The organism is Paenibacillus lentus (assembly GCF_003931855.1).
Classification (GTDB): domain Bacteria; phylum Bacillota; class Bacilli; order Paenibacillales; family Paenibacillaceae; genus Fontibacillus; species Fontibacillus lentus.
The window spans coordinates 2,118,679-2,137,189 of the sequence record NZ_CP034248.1; the positions used below are offsets into that span (position 1 = coordinate 2,118,679).

Here is an 18,511-nt window from a genome sequence, read left to right on the forward strand (position 1 = left end):
AAAAATTTTATATATATATTTGTTTATATTAATTATAAATCTGAAATGTTTGTGAAATAATAACGACAAGTGTCTAATTGTGTCGAAAAAACAACTATTGAGAATAAATTCACAAGGAGAAGTGATCTATGTCACCGGAAGGGGAGAAATGGCGCTTATTCGTTGCTGTCCCATTACCAAATCCCGTCAAAGAGCGACTGCACAGCTGGTGTCTAGAGCGGCAAAATGACTTGAAGTTTCGTAGGTGGGTACATCCGGCGGATTATCATATTACCCTGCAATTTCTCGGAGATACTCCGCCAGAGAAGGTAGCTCCTATATTGGAAGTGCTACAGAAGGCAGCAGCCGAGATTGAACCCTTTCGACTGGAGGCTGCGGGCATCGGAGTTTTCGGCTCACCCAGTCGGCCCCGCGTGCTGTGGAGCGGTGTGCAAGGAGAAATGACTTCCCTGCACCAGCTCCATAGCCGGGTAACCGCGGCAAATGCAGAATTGGGGTACGTGCCTGAAGAACGTCCATATGCCCCTCACATCACGTTAGCCCGCAAGTTTTCAGAGGGTGCCCGGTTGCAGGAATCGCTGCTAAATAAAGGATTATCGTTTGGGGATTGGACAAATGACACCATTTTAGTGTATCGTACTAGGGTAACCGTAAGTCCGATGTATGAGGTAGTAGGAATCATATCTTTGCAGAAATGAATTTCCTCGTTTCTCCGTTAGTTGCAGAGTGGTTGTAAGGAGAGCCTTCCTTCTCGGAAGGCTCTTTATGTCGAACTTTTTAGAGATAGTATTCAAAACCTCTTTTTTCGGTTACATAGTTGAAAGGGTCATTTCAGAGATACTGTAATTGTAGGAGGCCATATGTATATTTTTAGACAGAATCGTTATATCACGCTTTTAATCAGTGCAATTCTAGTATGTTCAGGGTCGATTTTATTATTATGGGGTCATATGGATCAGAGCCAAAATCGTGCTCGTTCAATCGAGCTTTCATCAAATAATAAGTCTATTTTCGTAAAGCAGCAGAATCGTAATACTGCCGTGAATATGAACGCATCCCTGAATCAGGAGAGGCGTATTTATCGACCCGTCGTTCCAGTGATTTCCAGACTACAGATGAAGAAACAAGGCGAATCCAAGACAAGTGAGCGTTTTCAGCTTTTGTTCACACGCAATCTGATAGCAGCAGAGCAGGCTCTGGTGCAACAGAAAGCGGTAAAGGCTGAGGCGGCTGCAGAAGCAGTAGAAACAATAGATATGTCTCATCCCCCCAACCAAATATACTTCACTCGTACAGAACTGCTTAGCCAGGCAAACAAGGATCAAGCGACCTGGAACTACGTTCTAACGGATGAAGAGCTGCATCTTCTTCACAAAATAGTGATGGCAGAAGCAGAGGGTGAACCGTACGAAGGCAAAGTGGCAGTCGCCAACGTTGTCTTAAACCGGCTACGGTCCGCCAATTACCCCGACACGATTAAGGAAGTTATTTACCAGAAATCTCAATTTAGTCCTGTGCAGAACGGAAGGATGGATCGGGTTACTCCAAACGAGGATTCGATTCGTGCTGTAACGGAAGCCTTGCATGGGCGCAAGGAAGTGTCTGATGACACTTATTATTTCCTGTCTCTATCTTTGGCTACGGATCTGACAGTTGCACACACCAAAAGTAAAACGAAGGAAATTGGGAACCATACCTTCTATAAATAAACATAATCCAGCTTGGCTTCAATGGAGGTTTTCTGCAACAAGCTGAGCACGGCCTTAGCGCAGCGATCCGGCTTATATACCGGGTAACGCAGCGGGCTTACTTTGTCGGATATCAGGCTGCTCTGCGCTGGTTCGGTAATCGATGTGAACCATTGATCGATGATTTCGGGAGAGGACAGCTCCATGCCAAACCCTTGACTGACGAAATATTCGCGGTTCTTGTCTTCCTGTCCAGGAATCGATTCAAAGAATAGCATGGGTATGCGCTTGGCTAGTCCCTCGGTGCATGTCATACCGCCGGGCTTCGTAATTAAAATATCCGAGGCGTCCATCCATTTGCTTACCTCCTGGGTATGGCCGATGATGGTGATGTTCTCATGCTGCAATGCAGGACAAGCGCGCAGCTTCTCAGCCAGCTTCTCGTTGCTGCCCGTGCAGCATATGATTTGTACTTTGCTGCGCCAGGCCAAGAGTTTGTCGATGAGTTCATCTTTGAGTAGTAGCCCCCAGCCGCCTCCCATGACGAGTACGGTAGGCATTTGCTTTATGCCGAGTTCTTTTCTTGCCGAGGTCTTATCCTGGATGCTCCAGAAGTTAGGATGAACCGGTATCCCGGTTACCTGTACGGCATCGGGGCTGACCCCGCGCTGCAAGAGCAATTGTTTGACCTCTGGCGTGGAGACGAGATATTGGTCCACTTCAGGACTAATCCAGGCGCCATGGGCATCATAGTCTGTAATTAGTGTATAGAGAGGAATCCGCAGTCCCGAGGCGCGCAGCCTTGCGATTACGGCATTCGGAATCGGATGCGTGCAAATAATAACATCCGGGTTCAACTGCCCAATTACCTGTGAAGCATGTTGATAGAACATTTTATGAAGGGCCAGCCGGGTTAATCGACCGACTGGTTTTTCATATTTTTTGCGATAAAGCATTCCTACTAATGCTGGGCTCGTATTTACGGTAACCCGGTAAGCAGACAAAATCCACGGGGCGATAATCGGATTAAGGAATGAGCCAAGCTCCATTACTTTTGTCTGTGCCTCGGGGCATATTTTCTTTATGCCGGCGGCTAACGCATGACCGGCCTGGGTATGACCGCGGCCGAATCCCTCCGATAAAATCAGCACTCGTTTTTTGGACATGATATCACCTGCTTTAGAATAGATCCGTCCCTTTTGGGCGGTTTTTTCTTACTTGAATAAGACACAATGCTAATACCTGTTTTCTAGTTTAAAAGGTTGCGATATGAAACAAAAGAGCCTGCAGACTGGTCGATAGCTGGACTAAAGTCGGGGAAAAATCACTGAAAGGGAAAAAAATCCACGCTCAGGTTAACTGGCTGGATAATCCGGGAATTATAGCAGGCTCATATTTTTGGCATAAAAGACAACCCGAAGCGAGGGATCACCCTGCTTCGGGCTGTGCTGCTTTTTTTTTGGATTTTTTTACGGAATCGGCTTCGGGGATCGGTACGGTTACTGCCTTCTCCATTTTGCTGGTCCCGTTTAACAGACCGCCTTCCGCTATGACGAGTTTCGCTACGTTTACATTTCCTTCAACCCGTCCGCTGCTCGAAATCGTTAGTCGGCCCTGCGAGGAAATATCACCGATGACTTTGCCAGCTACTATGATATCTGTACCCTTAATATTCGAATAGGCCTCCCCGGTCTCACCGATGATCACCTGCCCCTGACAATGTATTTCTCCATGGAATGCACCTTCTATTCTCAGGTTTGCTTCACACTCCAGCTTTCCCTCAGCCTGGCTGCCCTGTCCGATTAAAGTCCCCTGCCAGCCGCTTATTTTTTTATGGTCCTTGAACATGTATTTTATCCTCCGTTCATGAATGGGATATATTATTGCAAGTAAGAGAGCGGGTTAACCTTCTTGTCCCCCTTCACAATCTCAAAGTGCAAATGCGGGCCAGTGCTTCTACCGGTGTTGCCTAATTTTGCGATGGTTTGCCCCTTTTTCACGGTCTCGCCTTCGGAAACCTGAATCTCATTTAAATGCATATACCAGCTTTGTAATCCATTCGGGTGTTGAATTATAATATATTTGCCTCTTGAATGATTATTTTCCGCTGCGATGACTTTACCGGCTGCAGCAGCGTAAATAGGGTCTCCAACCTTGCCAGCGATGTCAATTCCTGCATGAAAGGCCGCTTTGCCCGTAAACGGATCGGTTCGATAACCGAAGTTCGATGTAAGGCGAGTGGACAATGTGGGCCACTCCGAAGGGGTTCCTGAAATGGAATATTCCGTTTGCTTGGCTTTTTGCAACGTTGCTGGCAGACTCTTCTCAATTTCATCCAGCATGGCGCTGATTTCCAGGAAATCATCACGTGTATCCTGAGCCAAACCTTCAATTTCTTGATCATATACGGCAATAAATTCGCCGCCCCTTCCTAAAGATTCGCTCCAGGATAGGGAGGACAGCCTGCCCGAATCGCTCTGACTTCCATATTTATCTATAAACTTTTGCAGTTCGGCTTCCAGTTCGCTTACTCGCTCCATACGATCCATCAATGCTTTGGATTGTCCTGATAATGAAATGACCTGACTTTGCAGCCGCTCGATTGCTTGATTCCTGTCCGTGACGACGGCCTCGAATTTGAGATTTTGCAGCTTCAGTGTTTCCTCCAAACGCGAAATGGTATTCTCCGATTGCAATTGCAAGCTGACGATGAGACCGGAAATGGACAGGAGGGCGACGATTGGCACAGCAATGACAAACGGTTTCGATACCTGGATTTGCTTGACAGGCTGATTCGCTTCCCGAAGAACAAGCAGCGTCATGCGATGGGGTAAACTAGCACTTCTCATGGCATCTCCTTCCCGTATATTTGATAGCTACTACTACTTTATCTATTCTTATGTCTCTTAAAACATGTCAAAAAAGTCATCTTGTCTCATATAGTTCATATTGTAAATAAACGAACGACAGGTAAATGAATAATTTGGGAATAGCTTGGTTAATGCTGAGTGGAGGAAGGGTGAGGCGTATGTGGTGGTTAGTTCTTATATTGCTCGCATTTATTTTTCAAATCGCTACCATTCTTATTCTGGAATTCCGCAATCCCGGCAAGGCGTTAGCTTGGATGCTGATCCTGTTCCTCTTTCCCGTTATAGGCTTCATTCTGTACTATTTCGTGGCGCAGGATTATAAGAAAAGGCGAAAGCTGCGGAACCGTGGCTCAAGGGTATTTCAGGAGGTTCGGGACAGACTCTGGCAGCAGACCGTAATTATAGATTGCATGGATGACATGAACAATTCGGAATATCGACATCAAGAGCGGCTCTTCGGCTTGCTTACGCATATTTCAGAGAGCCCTATTACCGGCTGCAACGAAACAAAGGTGTTGACGGACGGGGAGCGGACTTTTGCGGCGATGCTAGCCGCGATGGAGCTGGCCCGGGATCATATACATATGGAGTCTTACATTTTCCGCGCGGATGGTATAGGACATCAGTTCAAGAACGTGATGATTCGGAAGGTTCAGGAAGGTGTGAAGGTCAGGTTAATCTGTGATGGACTCGGCAGCTATCATTTAAAAAGTTCATTCGTAAAAGAGCTACAGGATGGGGGGGTAGAAGTGTATTTTTTTCTGCCGCCGTTGATTGCTACGATTGATCGTAGAGTCAACTACCGTAATCATCGTAAAATACTTGTGGTGGATGGGACGGTAGGCTTTGTCGGCGGGCTCAATGTCGGGGATGAATATTTGGGGCTGGATGGAAAGCTTGGCTATTGGCGCGATACGCATTTGCAAATTAACGGGGATGCGGTGTATTTTTTGCAAAATGCGTTTCTGGGGGATTGGCGTCTGGCTTCAGGCCAGCGGATTAATGATCCTAAGCTGTACCCTGAGCATCATTGCCAAGGCAATGAACAGGTACAGGTGCTCACCAGCGGTCCCGATCAGCATTGGGATGCCATTCAGGAGATGTGCTTTGGGGCGATTGCAGTTGCCAAACGGCGCATTTGGATGACTACGCCTTATTTTATCCCGGATTCCAGTGTGTATAATGCGATAAAAACGGCTGCCGTCAGCGGGGTGGAGGTGAAAGTAATTATCCCGTACGAGTCGGATAGTAGGATCGTCAAGCTGGCTTCACTCTCTTATGTAGAGGAGCTGCTTCAGTCCGGAGTGAAATTCTATCAGTACCAGAAGGGGTTTATCCATGCCAAAGTGATGATCGTGGATGATCTGCTCGCTACCGTCGGTACGGCGAATATGGATATGCGCAGCTTCTTCTGCAATTTCGAGATGACGGCGATCCTGTTTGACAAGGCTCCGATTTCTCGGTTATGCCAGGATTTTCTGAATGATCTAACCGAGAGTAAGGAGATTGAATTGAAGACCTTCTCCCGCCGAACGAGGCAGCAAAAAGGGCTGGAGCTGCTGTGTAGATTGTTGTCCCCACTCCTCTGACTAAAAGGCGATTCTACGGCCCTGCCCTATTTCAAATGCTGCAGGATAAGCTGAACAGATTGCGGAGGAACGTCTGCCAGCAAATCCCCTTTTTGTTTGAGGCGTTCCCCGATATTGTGCAGGTTGAAATCGGAGGGGTGAGGATTGTTGCGCACCTCTTCCCAGGTCAGCGGTGTAGATACACTGGCGGCAGGACGCGCCCGGGGGGTGTAGGGGGCGGCCAGTGTTTTTCCGGCATAATGCTGCAAATAGTCAAAATAGATTTTGTCGCCGCGATCCTTCTTTAATCGTTCGATCGTAAAGAGTGTGGGATATTTCTCCGTGGCGTAACGGGCGACAAAGTGCCCGATCATCCGAAGCTCGTCGAAGGTGACGCCGTATTCTATCGGCACGATGATCTGTACGCCGGTCGCTCCAGAAGTTTTCGGTACGGATTGAAGACCTAGGGAGCTCAATATGTCTCCTACGTAGACAGCAGCTTCCATAATGCGCGGTTCCTCCTCCTGCGAAGGATCCAAGTCGATCATCCATTCACAGGGCAGCTGCTCGTGAACATAATGCAGTGATGGATGGAATTCAATGCATGCCAAATTGCCCAGCCACAACAATACTGGCAGACGATTCAACACCACGTAATCGACACCTTCATGCACGGAAGTGTGCACGAATGTCGGTAAAGGCTCCGGCGCATTTTTCTGATAGAAAAATTTGCGCCCCACCCCATCGGGATAACGGATCGTGGTAAGAAGACGGTTCTGGCAATAACGCAGCAGATAGGGCGAAATTTCCGCCAGCTTCTCCAAGTACAGCTTTTTCGTTATTCCTGCTTCCGGCCACAGCAGCTTATCGGGATTGGATATCGTAATTTCCTCGCCGTCTACGACGATCGTGCCTTTTGTTGTTTTGGCCATGGGTATGCTCCTTTCATCCGATTGATTTCCTTAAAATTTAGATTTATGATCCGTTCGTTTAAGCATGAATCAGTGCTTTTCTTTTAGGCTTACCCATTGATAACAAATTAACCGCTAGAGCTCGCATTCTGTACATAGAATGGAAGTACGGCAGCATGGGTAGACTTGGGAACATAAATGATGAGATTCAAGAACAGATGGTAGGAGGAATAAGCATGAAGCTGAAACCGGTAGCTCCATTTGAGCCGATACGGTCGGAGATTCTTCCGGCTGGGCCGGGTTGGATTACACAGGTAAAATGGGACGGTGTGCGAATGCTAACCTATTATGACGGTCATGAAGCACGTCTTATTAACCGCAAAGGGAATGAGCGGAGCAAGCAATATCCTGAGTTTATGGACTTGTCCTCCTATTGCCGTGCGGATTCGATTATTCTGGACGGAGAAATGATCGCGCTGAACGCGGACAGGCCGTCCTTCCATGAGATCATGAGGCGGGACAGTCTGCGGCGGGAACAGGAAATTCGTTTCGCCGTCAAGCGGATTCCGGCTATTTATATGATATTTGATGTTCTGTACTATAACGGGGAATGGGTGATCAATCGTACGCTGGCCGAGCGGCAGGAGCTGCTGCAAGAGATCATTGTTCCAAACGCGCAGCTTCAGCTTGTTCCCAGCTACAGCGATGGAGAGAGCTTGTTCGCAGTAATGAAGGAGCGGGGGTGGGAAGGCGTTGTCAGCAAACGGCTGGACAGTACTTATGCAATCGGCGGTAAAGACGGGCGCTGGCAAAAGCTCAAGCTCGGCTATGATTTATACGCCGTAATCGGTGGCGCTACTTACCGAGACGGGATTATGAATGCTCTGCTACTTGGCTTATACGATGAAAATGGACAATTCATTTATATCGGGCATACCGGCAGTGGGAAGCTGAATCAGGATGCCTGGCGAAGCCTCACCGATCAAATATCCGTGCTAATGGTGGAGGATAGAACCTTTCACAATATTCCGCAGCGGATTAAGGGGGCCGTCTGGGTTCAGCCCTTGCTTACGGTGAAGGTGCAATTTATGGAGTGGACTCCCGGCGGAACGTTGCGTCATCCGGTATTGCAGGGGATGGCTGACATACCGCCGCAGAGCTGTTCGGTTACGCAGAACAAGTAGGAAACTAAGAGATGGTCTTTTTTGCTTTGCTGGAGGCTCTTTTTTTCGGTTTGGGCGCAGTATTCCCTCCAATTGCTGTCTCCGCAGTATCTGTGTTTGCGGCTTGCTTTTTGGCCGCCGTTTTGCGCGTGCGCTTGGCAGGAGCTGGACCCGGATCGGTTACGACAGGCTTAACCGCCTCGATGCTGGCCTGCAAGGCCGCCATGAGATCAATGACATTGCTCTGCGGTTTCGCAGGGGCAAGGCTGATCTCCTCCCCGGCAATCTTCTGTTCAATAAGTTGCAGCAGGGATTCCCGATAGTCATCATTATATTTCGCCGGCTCAAATGGAGTCGACAGCTGTTCGATCAACAGCTTGGCCATAGTCAGCTCCTTATCGTTCACGTTCAAATTTTCTGGCAAATTCGGTACTTGAGAGATCGGTCGAACTTCATCGGGATAGAAAATGGTTTCTACAGCTAGACAGCCTTCCATGACTCGGATCGCTGCAAGGCTGCTTTTGGAGCGAATTGCGATTTTGGCGATGCCGATTTTGCCGGATTGGCGCATCGCTTCCAACAGGAGCTGGTAGGCGTTTGATCCAGCCTGGTCGGGAGAGAGGTAATATGTTTTCTGAAAATAGATGGGATCGATTTCCGCCAAATCTACAAAATCCAGAATGGTGATCGTTTTCTCGGTTTGGGCCGACAACTGATCCAGCTCCTCTTTTTCAAACAGCACATATTTCCCCTTCTCATATTCGTAACCGCGGGAGATTTCCTCCCAGGTTGTATCCTTATCGCAGGTTGGACAGCGTCTTACATAAGATATAGGACTGCCGCAAGGCGTATGAATGTATTTCATGGAAATGTCTTTGTCTTCTGTGGCTGAGAACATTTTAACCGGAACGTGTACGAGACCGAAGCTGATTGCACCCTTCCAAACGGTATGCATTAGGGGTTGCTCCTTTCATTCCTTACTTATTTTTTGATGGTTTGGGTTATGATTATGGCATTATCTCTATATTAGTATGGTCCAATTTGGTTCCTCATAACCGGGAGCACCTGGCCTAAGTTGTTGCGGCTCATGCGGCAGACCGATATAATGGGGACATACGTTTGAGCATTTACACAGATCGTGGATGTCCGCAAGTGCGAGCGGAGTTGAAAACGCGATGTTGTAATATTGTAAAGGTGGTTGTATTGGTGGGATTTGATCAAGCTTCGTCAAAATGGATGTACGAGGCCAAGGATTTACAAGGTACTGAAGAACTCGCTGCGTATCTTGCCGCTCAGGCTGCACCGGGAACGGTCATAGCCCTGGATGGGGATTTGGGTGCGGGCAAGACGGCATTTTCTCAATTGTTTGCCAAGCATTTAGAGGTTCAGGATACGGTGAATAGCCCGACTTTTACCTTAATTAAGGAATATGAAGGTCGACTGCCTTTTTACCATATGGATGTGTACCGGTTGACGCTGGAGGAAGCCGAGGATTTGGGATTGGATGAATACTTCTACGGCAACGGCGTGACGCTGGTAGAGTGGGCAAGCATTATCGAAGATATTTTGCCAGAGCAGGTTATGCACATCTATATAGAAGCCGGGGCAGGCACGGAGCGGAAAATGTGGTTATCCGGTCGGGGAGAACCCTACGAGCAATGGATTACGATCTTGAGACAGAATGGAGCTGCACCTAAATGAATTATACACAAAAGCCGCGCCAGCGGTTATTGGCGTTGGACACGTCGACCTCGATCCTATCTGTGGCTGTGATGGAGGACGCCAAGCTGTTGGCCGAACGGAATATGAAGGCGGAGCGCAATCATTCGGCCTATTTGGTTACAGCGATTGAAGAGGCTCTGGCTGAGGCTGGATTGGCTAAGAAAGAATTAGACGGCATTGCTGTCGGCGTAGGGCCGGGATCGTATACCGGCGTTCGCATTGCGGTAACAACAGCCAAGACGCTAGCTTGGTCGCTGCAATTGCCATTGTCCGCCGTGTCGAGTCTGGCGGCAATCGCGCTTGGCGGTTTTGCTGCGGGAAGGGGACAAGTCGCCGAGCAATTTGCCCTTCCTCGCCCTACTGAGGCTGAAATGGCTGTCTCTGCGGATGATGCTGCCGAGCACTGGATTGTGCCGCTCGTCGATGCTCGTCGTGGGCAAGCCTACACCGCGTTATTCGGCGCAGCGGAAGGGCAAATTCCGCACCGCCTAGAACCGGACGCCATTCGGCTGGTGGCAGATTGGCAGGGCGAGCTTGCCCAGCGGCTGGAAGCTTTGCCCCAAGGCCGTAGACCGGCAGGCGTATGGTTCGTTGGAGACACTGCGGTTCATGCCGCAGCGCTTGAAGATCTGCGCTCCCTGTTGGGAGAAGCGCTGCACATTCGCGGCTATGAGCTTGAAGCCGTGTGGCTCGGGCTTGTTGGATCGGAGCAGTTCCTGCGAGGGGCTTATGAAAATGTACATACGCTGGAGCCGAATTATACCCAATTGGCAGAGGCCGAGGCGAAGAAGCTTCGTTAGCATTCAGGGAGGGATTCGGACATGGAGTCAGCAAAGTCGATACAGATGGACAAGGTGACTTTTCGTCATATGAAGCTTGAAGATATACCTGATATTATGGTCATCGAGCATGAATCTTTCACCTTGCCATGGAGCGAAGAGGCATTCCGCAGCGAGATGACCTTAAACCATTTCGCCAAATATTTGGTGATGGATTACGAGGGGAGTCCAATTGGTTATGCGGGGATGTGGACGGTGCTGGATGAGGCGCATATTACAAATATTGCGGTGAGGACGGCATACCGCGGTCATTATTTGGGCGAGCTGCTGTTTCGCAAAATAATTGACTGGGCTGCAGAGCTTGGCATGCGCCGGATGACGCTGGAGGTACGTGTAACGAATCATTCCGCCCAATCCTTATATAGGAAGCTTGGATTTCATTCTGTCGGTACTCGCAAGGGATATTACTCCGATAATGATGAGGACGCGCTCATTATGTGGTACGAGCTTCCCGTTCGGGAGCAGCAAGCAGGTGAAGAGGAAGGAAGCGAAGAAGATTGGATTTAAATCGGGATTGTTATATATTGGCGGTCGAAACGAGCTGTGACGAAACATCGGTCGCTGTTGTTAGAAATGGAACGGAAGTGCTCTCGAATTTAATCGCCAGCCAGATCGAAACGCATCGGGCTTTTGGCGGAGTCGTTCCGGAGGTAGCTTCTCGCAAGCATGTCGAGAGCATCACGCTCATGCTGGAGGGGGCGATCCAGGAGGCGGGCATTACGCTTGAAGACCTGTCAGCGGTCGCTGTTACGGAAGGCCCTGGCCTTGTCGGGGCGCTGCTGGTCGGGATTATGGCCGCCAAAAGCCTTGCCTTTGCTGCGGATAAGCCATTGATCGGCACACACCATATTGCCGGTCATATTTATGCGAATCGGCTTGTGCAGGAAATTCGCTATCCGTCGATTGCGCTAGTCGTTTCAGGCGGACATACCGAGCTTGTGCTAATGGAGCGGGAAGGAAGCTTCAAGCTGATCGGCCGTACGCGGGACGATGCTGTCGGCGAGGCGTACGACAAGGTGGCGAGAGCCTTGGGCTTCCCTTACCCTGGGGGTCCGTATGTCGACAAACTGGCTTTGGAGTCGGATACCGTCGAGGTGTTGCCCCGAGCCTGGCTGGAGCCGGATTCGTACGATTTCAGCTTCAGCGGCTTGAAATCGGCTGTACTGAATGCGGTGAATCAGCATAAGATGCGTGGGGAAGAAGGGTACGGTCCGGCTATCGCCCGCGGCTTTCAAGAGTCGGTCATTGAGGTGCTGGTCGAGAAAGCCATTCGCGCGGTGCGATCAACGGGAGCGGTACAGCTACTGCTATGTGGGGGAGTTGCTGCGAATCGTGGGCTGCGCTCGGCACTTGCCGAGCGGTGTGAGAAGGAGCGGATTGATCTTGTCATTCCGCCGCTAAAATATTGCACGGACAACGCCGCCATGATTGGTGCCGCTGCCTATTTAAAGTGGAAGAGCAAGGAGTTCTCCAACTGGGAGCTTAAAGCGGAGCCTTCACTATCTCTGGAAAAGTGGTCGATGAAATAATAAAAGGGCGCGGATCGGGAAGTATCCCGGATCTGCGCCCTTTTATGTATAACTTTGAGTCTCATTCGTTATCTAGGTCCTGTTGGATGCCAATCAGGAAGTTTGCGATGTGGCGGCTGCTTCTTTATTTGCACTTGCCGCGGGTTCGGACGGATTGCTCATACGGCTGCTACCTTCAAAAACGCTGCCTTCCTCAATCGAAAGACTGGTCACCGTAATGTTGCCGTACAATTTCCCCGTCGAGGTAATTGTAAGCTTGCTCTTCGTTTGAATATCTCCTGTCACTGTTCCAGCGATGATGACATTACGTGCGACAATGTTGGATTTAACTCGGCCTTTTTCACCGATTGTAACGTCGCCTTTACATTCGATATCTCCCGTAACCTGCCCCTCAATGCGAATGCTGGCATCCGATTTAATGTTGCCTTCGAAGCTGCTGCCTTCTCCTACCAGGGTATCCGTCGTATCGGGGTCAAGCTTTACAGGAACTGCCTTGCTTTTAAACATTATTCATCCTCTTCCTTTTCCGGTTTAATTAGATATATTTCGGGGTCAACCATAACCCCATTCTTTACTACTTCAAAATGAAGGTGAGGGCCTGTACTGCGACCGGTTGAGCCGAGCGTACCGATTACATCGCCTTGTTCCACTTCATCGCCTACTGTCGTTGCGATCTCATGTAAATGTAAATAGTTCGTTGATAAGCCGGATGGATGACGGATGGTGACATAATTTCCGCGCGTAGAGCTGTACCCGGCATCGGTCACTGTCCCGTCAGCCGCGGCATAAATGAGATCGCCGACATTTCCCTTGATATCCAGGCCGTTATGCAGTGTTGGTCTGCCGGTAAATGGGTCCTGGCGTTTTCCGAAGGGCGAGGTCGTCTTTAGAGAATCCGCTGGCCAAAACGTCGGCAGAATGCGCATCATTTCCTTATATTCTGTCACGGCTACCTTCGTTTGTTCCAGCCTCGCCTGCAAGTCAGGCATTTCTTCGAGAGACGTGGATATGCTCTCTTTCGTCTCCTCAATGAGAGAAGCAATATCCTCCTCGGTTAAAGGAATGAGTTCACCGCCCATCCCTTCCACATCCTGCTTGTTGTTCGAAGTTTCCCATGACAAGGCAGAAGCGGAATGAATCTCGCCTCCTGTTTTCTCCCCATTTGTTATTGATTTCAGCTCTGCCTCCAGCTTCTCGAGCTCGGTCATCTTCGTCTCCAGGGTTTTGGATTTCTCCCAGAGCTCTACCAATTGAAGCAGCAATCTGTCGATTTCCTGTTCTTTATCGTTGACTGTCGCTTGCAGCTGCTCCGACGAGGTTGAGAGTTTGGTCTCCAGAGCAGCGATCTTGAAGGCATGGGTTCGGTTTAGTGTAAATAGGACAAGCGCAGTGCCGAGCAAAAGAATGGCAGCGATTAAGCCGACCAGCAAATATGTGGAAGTCATTCTTAAACGAAATACCGGCTGTGAGCCTTCGGGTACAACTAGAACGGTATAGCGTTGGTTCTTGCCTTTAAATCCGAGCTTCATAGCTTCCTCCTGAATCTTGTACAATCTTAAAAGAACGTAAGACATGCGTCTTCGTTCACCAAGAGGTATAATTCGGCAAAACATTCCAATATTCCTGTCGCTATGGAAAAGATTATCGTAAATATTTGTGAAAAGTTAAGGGATTTGTCGAAGGTTCTGTGAAGTACTCCTGGAAAATAACATAAATTGAAACTTTTTCAGCGAACGGACTGTTTAATAGAGTAGGTTATGTAGGTTATGTACAATGCATAAAAAGTTGAAAAGTTGAAATTAAGGGGGAACTGCAGGGTGGGAATAGCATTGAAGCCGATAAGGCGATCTAAGCTACGGGCCTGGCTTGGCGTGCGATATTATCGTTTTAGGCGGTATACGGAATGGTGGCTGAGCGATGATAAAGTTGCTCGTGCTCGCAGCCGAAATCTCTTGCCACATGTCATTGCTGAGCATCGAAGTCCCTTGCTAAGACAACTGAAAGACGTCGATATGTGGCTGCAGCACAATAAGATCACGAATCTTAAATTAGCGGTATCTCGCATAGACAGTTTAATTCTGCAGCCCGGGGAGACATTCTCTTTTTGGAGGTTGGTAGGTAGACCATCCCGGCGAAAAGGATACGTTGACGGTATGATCCTCCATTATGGAAAGTTTAAGCATGGGGTAGGAGGTGGGCTATGCCAGCTTACGAATTTGCTGTACTGGATGGCGCTTCATTCTCCTCTTGAAATACGGGAGCGGCATCGCCACAGTTATGATGTATTTCCGGACTCCGGGCGTACCCAGCCATTTGGCAGCGGAGCGACCTGCTCCTACAATTACTTGGACTTGAAGCTGTATAATCCAGGCGATGAGCCTGTGCAATTGCATGTGTTTTTGGATGATGAAAATCTCGTGGGGGAGCTCCGCGCAGCGAGCCCTTCTTTGCACCGGTATGAGGTCTACGAGCGTGAGCATCAGATTACTCGTGAATATTGGGGCGGTCATATTAGACATAATCTGATCTATCGGCGGATCTACAACCTGAATGGCGAGCTGATCGAAGATTCGTATGTCACCGAAAACCATGCGCTGATGATGTATGAGCCCTTGCTTGAAGCTGGAGATGCCTCCAAATGCGAATGAAGATCATCTAGAGTGCGGTACATTTATTAAAGTATCGCCAGATTGTCCCGTGACCCACAGCATCGTTCCGCAATATAAAAAGGGCAATAAGCCGATCCACGTTATCCAGTATGAGCTTTTGAGCCGTCATCCTTACCGGTATACGCATGATCAGTTTTTGTTCGAGGTTCACATTAGGCATAAAAACATCCGGCTGAGGAGCTTGAAATGCACCGCCAGCACATTTGGGACGCGCTGTTCAGCAAAGCGCATGCCTGCCTGCGGGCCTCCCAGTTTCCGAAAAAATACGGCTTTGGCATTCATTACGATGCAGAGGGCCGGATTGCCATATATGGCATGGAGACGCCTGAATACGAGCGTTTCGTACAATCCGGCGATGAGCTTACGCTGCTGCTGAACAGAATGCGAAGTCGGCGCGGATAGACAGCGGGGGCAAAATGCGGGCCTGCCGGATTGCGGATTGCCGCACTGCAGACTGCAACCTGCCGGACTGTTGGACTGTCGCACTGGAGCATTGCTGGATTGCTGTATAAGTTGCTGTACCCGCACCGCTTACAGCTTTTATGTACATATCCCATATCCACTTATAATTTAACTTATATAGAATAGAAAAGGTGAGATCAAGATGGAAGAAATTAAAGGAGAATTAATTACAGTCGATACGTTAATGCAGGATTTAAAGAAACTTGGCGTGCAAGAGGGCATGACGTTGCTTGTACACTCCTCGTTCAAGTCCCTCGGCCAATGGGTGCTTGGCGGTCCGGTATCCGTTATTCTTGCCCTGGAGAAGGCGGTAGGAATGAGCGGTACCTTGGTTATGCCGACGCATACCCCGGATTTAAGCGATCCGTCAGGCTGGGGAAATCCGCCGGTTTCGGAGTCTTGGTGGGAGACGATTAGAGCAGAAATGCCACCTTATGACGAGGACATGACGCCATGTAAATGGATGGGCGTAATCCCGGACACCTTCCGCAAGCAGAAGGGCGTTATTCGCAGCAGTCATCCTCAAGTATCTTTTGCAGCCTGGGGAGCGAATGCTGGTGATATAGTGAGGAATCACTGTTTGGACAACGGGCTTGGGGAGAGCTCGCCGCTAGCTAGAATATATGATCGTCATGGCTGGGTACTGCTGCTCGGCGTCGGGCATGAGAGCAACACATCTCTTCATCTTGCGGAGCATCGGGCGAGCTATTACGGCAAGAAAGCGATAGAATGCAAGGCGCCGATAACTAGAGAAGGCATAAGGCAGTGGATTAGCTACACAGATCTTGATTATGAATCCGCGGACTTTGGACGTTTAGGCGTGGATTACGAGCGTTCGGGCGGACAGGCTCATCGGGGAAAAATAGCCGGCGCAGACGCTAGACTTATGCCGCAGCGGCAGCTGGTGGATTATGGTGTGCAGTGGTTGGAGCAGCATCGTCGCTCATGATATTTGCGAATATCAAACTCCCAACGACAGGTCCTGCGATTGCTATTGCTTCTAGATTTTTTTGAAATTGCTTTACGCTCTTGCCTGTATCCCATTCATTAGTTCATCTTAGTTAAAGAAATAGCTGCAGAGCTTACCGACAGCTATTTCTTTTGTAGTTGCTATAGTTTACAAAGTTTGAATTACACGCCGGAGTAGGCCATGAAGCCGCCGTCCACAGGGATAACGGTTCCGGTCACGAAGCCGGATGTATCCGCATCGGCTAGCCAGAGCAGCGTGCCGAGCAGGTCTTCCGGCACGCCGAAGCGCCGCATCGGGGTATGTGTAATGATTTTATTGGAGCGCTCAGTCAATGATCCATCCTCGTTCGTTAGCAGGTTGCGATTTTGCTCCGTCAGGAAGAACCCGGGGGCGATTGCATTGACGCGGATGCCGGACTCCGCCAAATGTACGGCGAGCCACTGCGTAAAGTTGTTGATCGCAGCTTTCGCTGCGCTGTAGGCCGGCACTTTGGTCATTGGGCATGGCGCACTCATGGAAGAGATGTTCAGTACGACAGCTCCGGGACGGCCGATCATCCCTTTGGCGAACACTTGCGTCGGAATCAATGTGCCTACGAAGTTTAAATCGAATACCGTCCTTACTCCGGAAATGCTCAGGTCGAAGAAGGTCGTAACGTCTGAATTCGTTAAATCCTCTGAGCGGAAAATTTCATTCGTCGTGTTGGCGCTAGGCTGATTGCCGCCCGCCCCGTTGATCAGAATGTCGCAAGGGCCGAAATGTTCCTGAACGGCCTTTTCTGCTTCGCGGACGCTGGTTTCATCGGTCACATCGCAGGCGACTGCGATCGCCTCGCCGCCGCAGGCTTGAATCGCAGCGACAACCTCATCGCCCTTTTCCTTGGTGCGATTGAGAATGGCGACCTTCACGCCCTGCCGGGCAAGTTCCTGCGCCATGGCGCGGCAGAGCACGCCTGAACCTCCGGTAATAACGGCGGTTTTCCCCTCAAGGGAGGAATGCTTAGGTAATGCACACATGTTAATTCCCCTCCCCGGCGCTTGCGTTAAGGGATTTTAACTGTTGTCTCGAATAGGCATCCCATAATCCCCATAGATACATAATCCCAAGAGCACGGTCATATAGTCCGTATCCGGGACGGCATTGCTCGCCCCAAATATGTCTGCCGTGGTCAGGGCGGCAGTAGCCTGTGAAATCGGTGTCATAATACGCTTTCACAACGCCGCTGATGTCAACCGTACCGTCAGAGGTTTTGTGAGAAGTCTCGATGAAATCCCCATTATCCATGACGCGTACATTGCGGATATGTGTGAACGGAATCCGTCCCTTGAATTCATGAATCATGGAGATAATATCATTGCTAGGCTTAGCCCCAAGCGATCCGGTACATAGCGTAATGCCATTGGCCGGGCTGTCATGCAGCGATAGCAGGCGGCGGAAGCCAGACTGGTCGTTCAGGATCCGCGGCAGTCCAAAGATCGAAAACGGCGGATCGTCTGGATGGACAGCCATCAGAATGCCGTGCTTCTCGGCGACGGGAACGATCTTGTCCAGGAAATATTTGAGATTGTCCCACAGATCCTCCTCTGTCACGTCCCGATAGGCTTCGAATAAGGAGGTAAGATGCGCCAGTCGTTCAGGCTCCCAGCCTGGCATCGTAAGGTCGCTGTTCTGATTGATGACTTTTACGAGATCGAACGGATCTACCCCATGAATTTTCTCCTTCTCAAAAAATAGGGCCGTCGAGCCGTCTTCCAGTTCTTTGAATAAATCGGTTCTCGCCCAATCGAATACCGGCATGAAATTGTAACAAATAACCTTAACGCCAATTTGGGCCAGGTTCTCGATCGTGCGAATGTAATTTTCGATATAATGATCTCTTGCAGGCAGCCCAAGCTTAATATCCTCGTGGACATTCACGCTCTCGACGACTTCTGTATGCAAGCCGTGCTTGCTGGCCAAATCGTGGACTTCTTTAATCCGTTCGAGCGGCCATACCTCTCCGGCGGGCACATCATGAAGTGCCCAAACGATACCCTCTGTTCCAGGGATCTGTCTGATCTGTTCCAGCGTAACTGTGTCGTTGTTTTCGCCAAACCAGCGAAATACCATTCGCATGTTTT

At 49.5% G+C, this 18,511-nt stretch carries 20 protein-coding genes and 1 pseudogene; 12 read left to right on the top strand and 9 right to left on the bottom strand.

Annotated features, from left to right (window positions below; genetic code table 11):
- Positions 1–128 precede the first annotated feature (128 nt).
- Both thpR and EIM92_RS09480 read left to right on the top strand, forming a co-directional pair.
- Positions 129–698 carry an RNA 2',3'-cyclic phosphodiesterase gene (thpR, locus tag EIM92_RS09475; protein ID WP_125082438.1) on the top strand — a complete coding sequence of 190 codons (570 nt, stop codon included), beginning with the start codon at positions 129–131 and terminating at the stop codon, positions 696–698.
- 162 nt (positions 699–860) lie between these two features.
- A complete protein-coding gene (locus tag EIM92_RS09480; protein WP_164515062.1) occupies positions 861–1,709 on the top strand; it encodes a cell wall hydrolase in 849 nt (282 codons plus the stop codon).
- Here the strand turns inward: EIM92_RS09480 and EIM92_RS09485 are convergent.
- The 3 genes from EIM92_RS09485 to EIM92_RS09495 all read right to left on the bottom strand — a co-directional run bounded on the left by EIM92_RS09485 (position 1,700) and on the right by EIM92_RS09495 (position 4,537).
- The gene (locus EIM92_RS09485; protein ID WP_125082439.1) at positions 1,700–2,854 is read right to left on the bottom strand and encodes an MGDG synthase family glycosyltransferase; all 1,155 of its coding nucleotides are present in this window, start codon (positions 2,852–2,854) and stop codon (positions 1,700–1,702) included. The two genes, EIM92_RS09480 and EIM92_RS09485, sit on opposite strands and share 10 nt — an antisense overlap.
- A gap of 262 nt (positions 2,855–3,116) precedes the next feature.
- Positions 3,117–3,536 (bottom strand): bactofilin family protein, encoded by a 420-nt coding sequence (locus tag EIM92_RS09490; protein WP_125082440.1) that lies wholly within the window; start codon positions 3,534–3,536, stop codon positions 3,117–3,119.
- Between the two features lie 32 nt (positions 3,537–3,568).
- Positions 3,569–4,537, bottom strand: coding sequence for a M23 family metallopeptidase (locus EIM92_RS09495; protein WP_125082441.1), 969 nt, complete (start codon positions 4,535–4,537; stop codon positions 3,569–3,571).
- A 179-nt stretch (positions 4,538–4,716) separates the two neighbouring features.
- Between EIM92_RS09495 and cls the strand changes: the two genes are divergently transcribed.
- Positions 4,717–6,147, top strand: a complete 1,431-nt coding sequence (gene cls / locus EIM92_RS09500; RefSeq protein ID WP_125082442.1) for a cardiolipin synthase — start codon at positions 4,717–4,719, stop codon at positions 6,145–6,147.
- A 26-nt stretch (positions 6,148–6,173) separates the two neighbouring features.
- On the opposite strand, the gene ligD is transcribed toward cls, so the two are convergent.
- Positions 6,174–7,058, bottom strand: a complete 885-nt coding sequence (gene ligD / locus EIM92_RS09505; RefSeq protein WP_125082443.1) for a non-homologous end-joining DNA ligase — start codon at positions 7,056–7,058, stop codon at positions 6,174–6,176.
- Positions 7,059–7,273: 215 nt separating this feature from the next.
- Here ligD and EIM92_RS09510 point away from each other — a divergent pair, with 215 nt between their 5' ends.
- Positions 7,274–8,221 carry an ATP-dependent DNA ligase gene (locus tag EIM92_RS09510; protein WP_125082444.1) on the top strand — a complete coding sequence of 316 codons (948 nt, stop codon included), beginning with the start codon at positions 7,274–7,276 and terminating at the stop codon, positions 8,219–8,221.
- Positions 8,222–8,225: 4 nt separating this feature from the next.
- On the opposite strand, the gene ku is transcribed toward EIM92_RS09510, so the two are convergent.
- Positions 8,226–9,155, bottom strand: coding sequence for a non-homologous end joining protein Ku (gene ku / locus EIM92_RS09515; RefSeq protein ID WP_125082445.1), 930 nt, complete (start codon positions 9,153–9,155; stop codon positions 8,226–8,228).
- A 281-nt stretch (positions 9,156–9,436) separates the two neighbouring features.
- On the opposite strand from ku, the gene tsaE reads away from it, so the two are divergent.
- Genes tsaE through tsaD form a run of 4 tightly spaced genes read left to right on the top strand, consistent with a single transcriptional unit; the run spans position 9,437 to position 12,290 of the window.
- Complete coding sequence (tsaE, locus tag EIM92_RS09520; protein ID WP_125085100.1) at positions 9,437–9,901, top strand: tRNA (adenosine(37)-N6)-threonylcarbamoyltransferase complex ATPase subunit type 1 TsaE; 465 nt, start codon at positions 9,437–9,439, stop codon at positions 9,899–9,901.
- A complete protein-coding gene (gene tsaB, locus EIM92_RS09525) occupies positions 9,898–10,722 on the top strand; it encodes a tRNA (adenosine(37)-N6)-threonylcarbamoyltransferase complex dimerization subunit type 1 TsaB (RefSeq protein ID WP_125082446.1) in 825 nt (274 codons plus the stop codon). Before tsaE ends, tsaB begins: the two co-directional genes overlap by 4 nt.
- A gap of 21 nt (positions 10,723–10,743) precedes the next feature.
- The gene (gene rimI, locus EIM92_RS09530) at positions 10,744–11,268 is read left to right on the top strand and encodes a ribosomal protein S18-alanine N-acetyltransferase (protein WP_125082447.1); all 525 of its coding nucleotides are present in this window, start codon (positions 10,744–10,746) and stop codon (positions 11,266–11,268) included.
- Positions 11,259–12,290, top strand: a complete 1,032-nt coding sequence (gene tsaD / locus EIM92_RS09535; protein ID WP_125082448.1) for a tRNA (adenosine(37)-N6)-threonylcarbamoyltransferase complex transferase subunit TsaD — start codon at positions 11,259–11,261, stop codon at positions 12,288–12,290. The genes rimI and tsaD overlap by 10 nt, the downstream gene beginning before the upstream one ends.
- A gap of 93 nt (positions 12,291–12,383) precedes the next feature.
- Here the strand turns inward: tsaD and EIM92_RS09540 are convergent, their stop codons facing one another.
- Positions 12,384–12,797, bottom strand: a complete 414-nt coding sequence (locus EIM92_RS09540; RefSeq protein ID WP_125082449.1) for a bactofilin family protein — start codon at positions 12,795–12,797, stop codon at positions 12,384–12,386.
- Positions 12,797–13,819: a M23 family metallopeptidase gene (locus EIM92_RS09545; protein ID WP_125082450.1), complete on the bottom strand. Its 1,023-nt coding sequence runs from the start codon at positions 13,817–13,819 to the stop codon at positions 12,797–12,799. Before EIM92_RS09545 ends, EIM92_RS09540 begins: the two co-directional genes overlap by 1 nt.
- Positions 13,820–14,113: 294 nt before the next feature.
- Here EIM92_RS09545 and EIM92_RS09550 point away from each other — a divergent pair, with 294 nt between their 5' ends.
- From EIM92_RS09550 to EIM92_RS09560, 4 genes and pseudogenes are all read left to right on the top strand, one after another.
- Positions 14,114–14,938 (top strand): VanW family protein, encoded by an 825-nt coding sequence (locus EIM92_RS09550; protein WP_246021398.1) that lies wholly within the window; start codon positions 14,114–14,116, stop codon positions 14,936–14,938.
- A pseudogene (locus tag EIM92_RS24475) lies at positions 14,919–15,071 on the top strand (DUF6157 family protein); the annotation flags it as partial. The gene EIM92_RS09550 and the pseudogene EIM92_RS24475, both read left to right, overlap by 20 nt.
- Before the next feature lie 74 nt (positions 15,072–15,145).
- The gene (locus EIM92_RS24480) at positions 15,146–15,361 is read left to right on the top strand and encodes a DUF6157 family protein (protein WP_281279667.1); all 216 of its coding nucleotides are present in this window, start codon (positions 15,146–15,148) and stop codon (positions 15,359–15,361) included.
- A gap of 202 nt (positions 15,362–15,563) precedes the next feature.
- Complete coding sequence (locus EIM92_RS09560) at positions 15,564–16,370, top strand: AAC(3) family N-acetyltransferase (RefSeq protein WP_125082451.1); 807 nt, start codon at positions 15,564–15,566, stop codon at positions 16,368–16,370.
- Between the two features lie 182 nt (positions 16,371–16,552).
- On the opposite strand, the gene EIM92_RS09565 is transcribed toward EIM92_RS09560, so the two are convergent.
- Together EIM92_RS09565 and uxuA are read right to left on the bottom strand one after the other, a co-directional pair.
- Positions 16,553–17,407: an SDR family oxidoreductase gene (locus EIM92_RS09565; RefSeq protein WP_125082452.1), complete on the bottom strand. Its 855-nt coding sequence runs from the start codon at positions 17,405–17,407 to the stop codon at positions 16,553–16,555.
- A gap of 1 nt (position 17,408) precedes the next feature.
- Entirely contained in the window at positions 17,409–18,506 is a 1,098-nt protein-coding gene (uxuA, locus tag EIM92_RS09570; RefSeq protein ID WP_125082453.1) for a mannonate dehydratase, read from the bottom strand.
- Positions 18,507–18,511 lie beyond the last annotated feature (5 nt).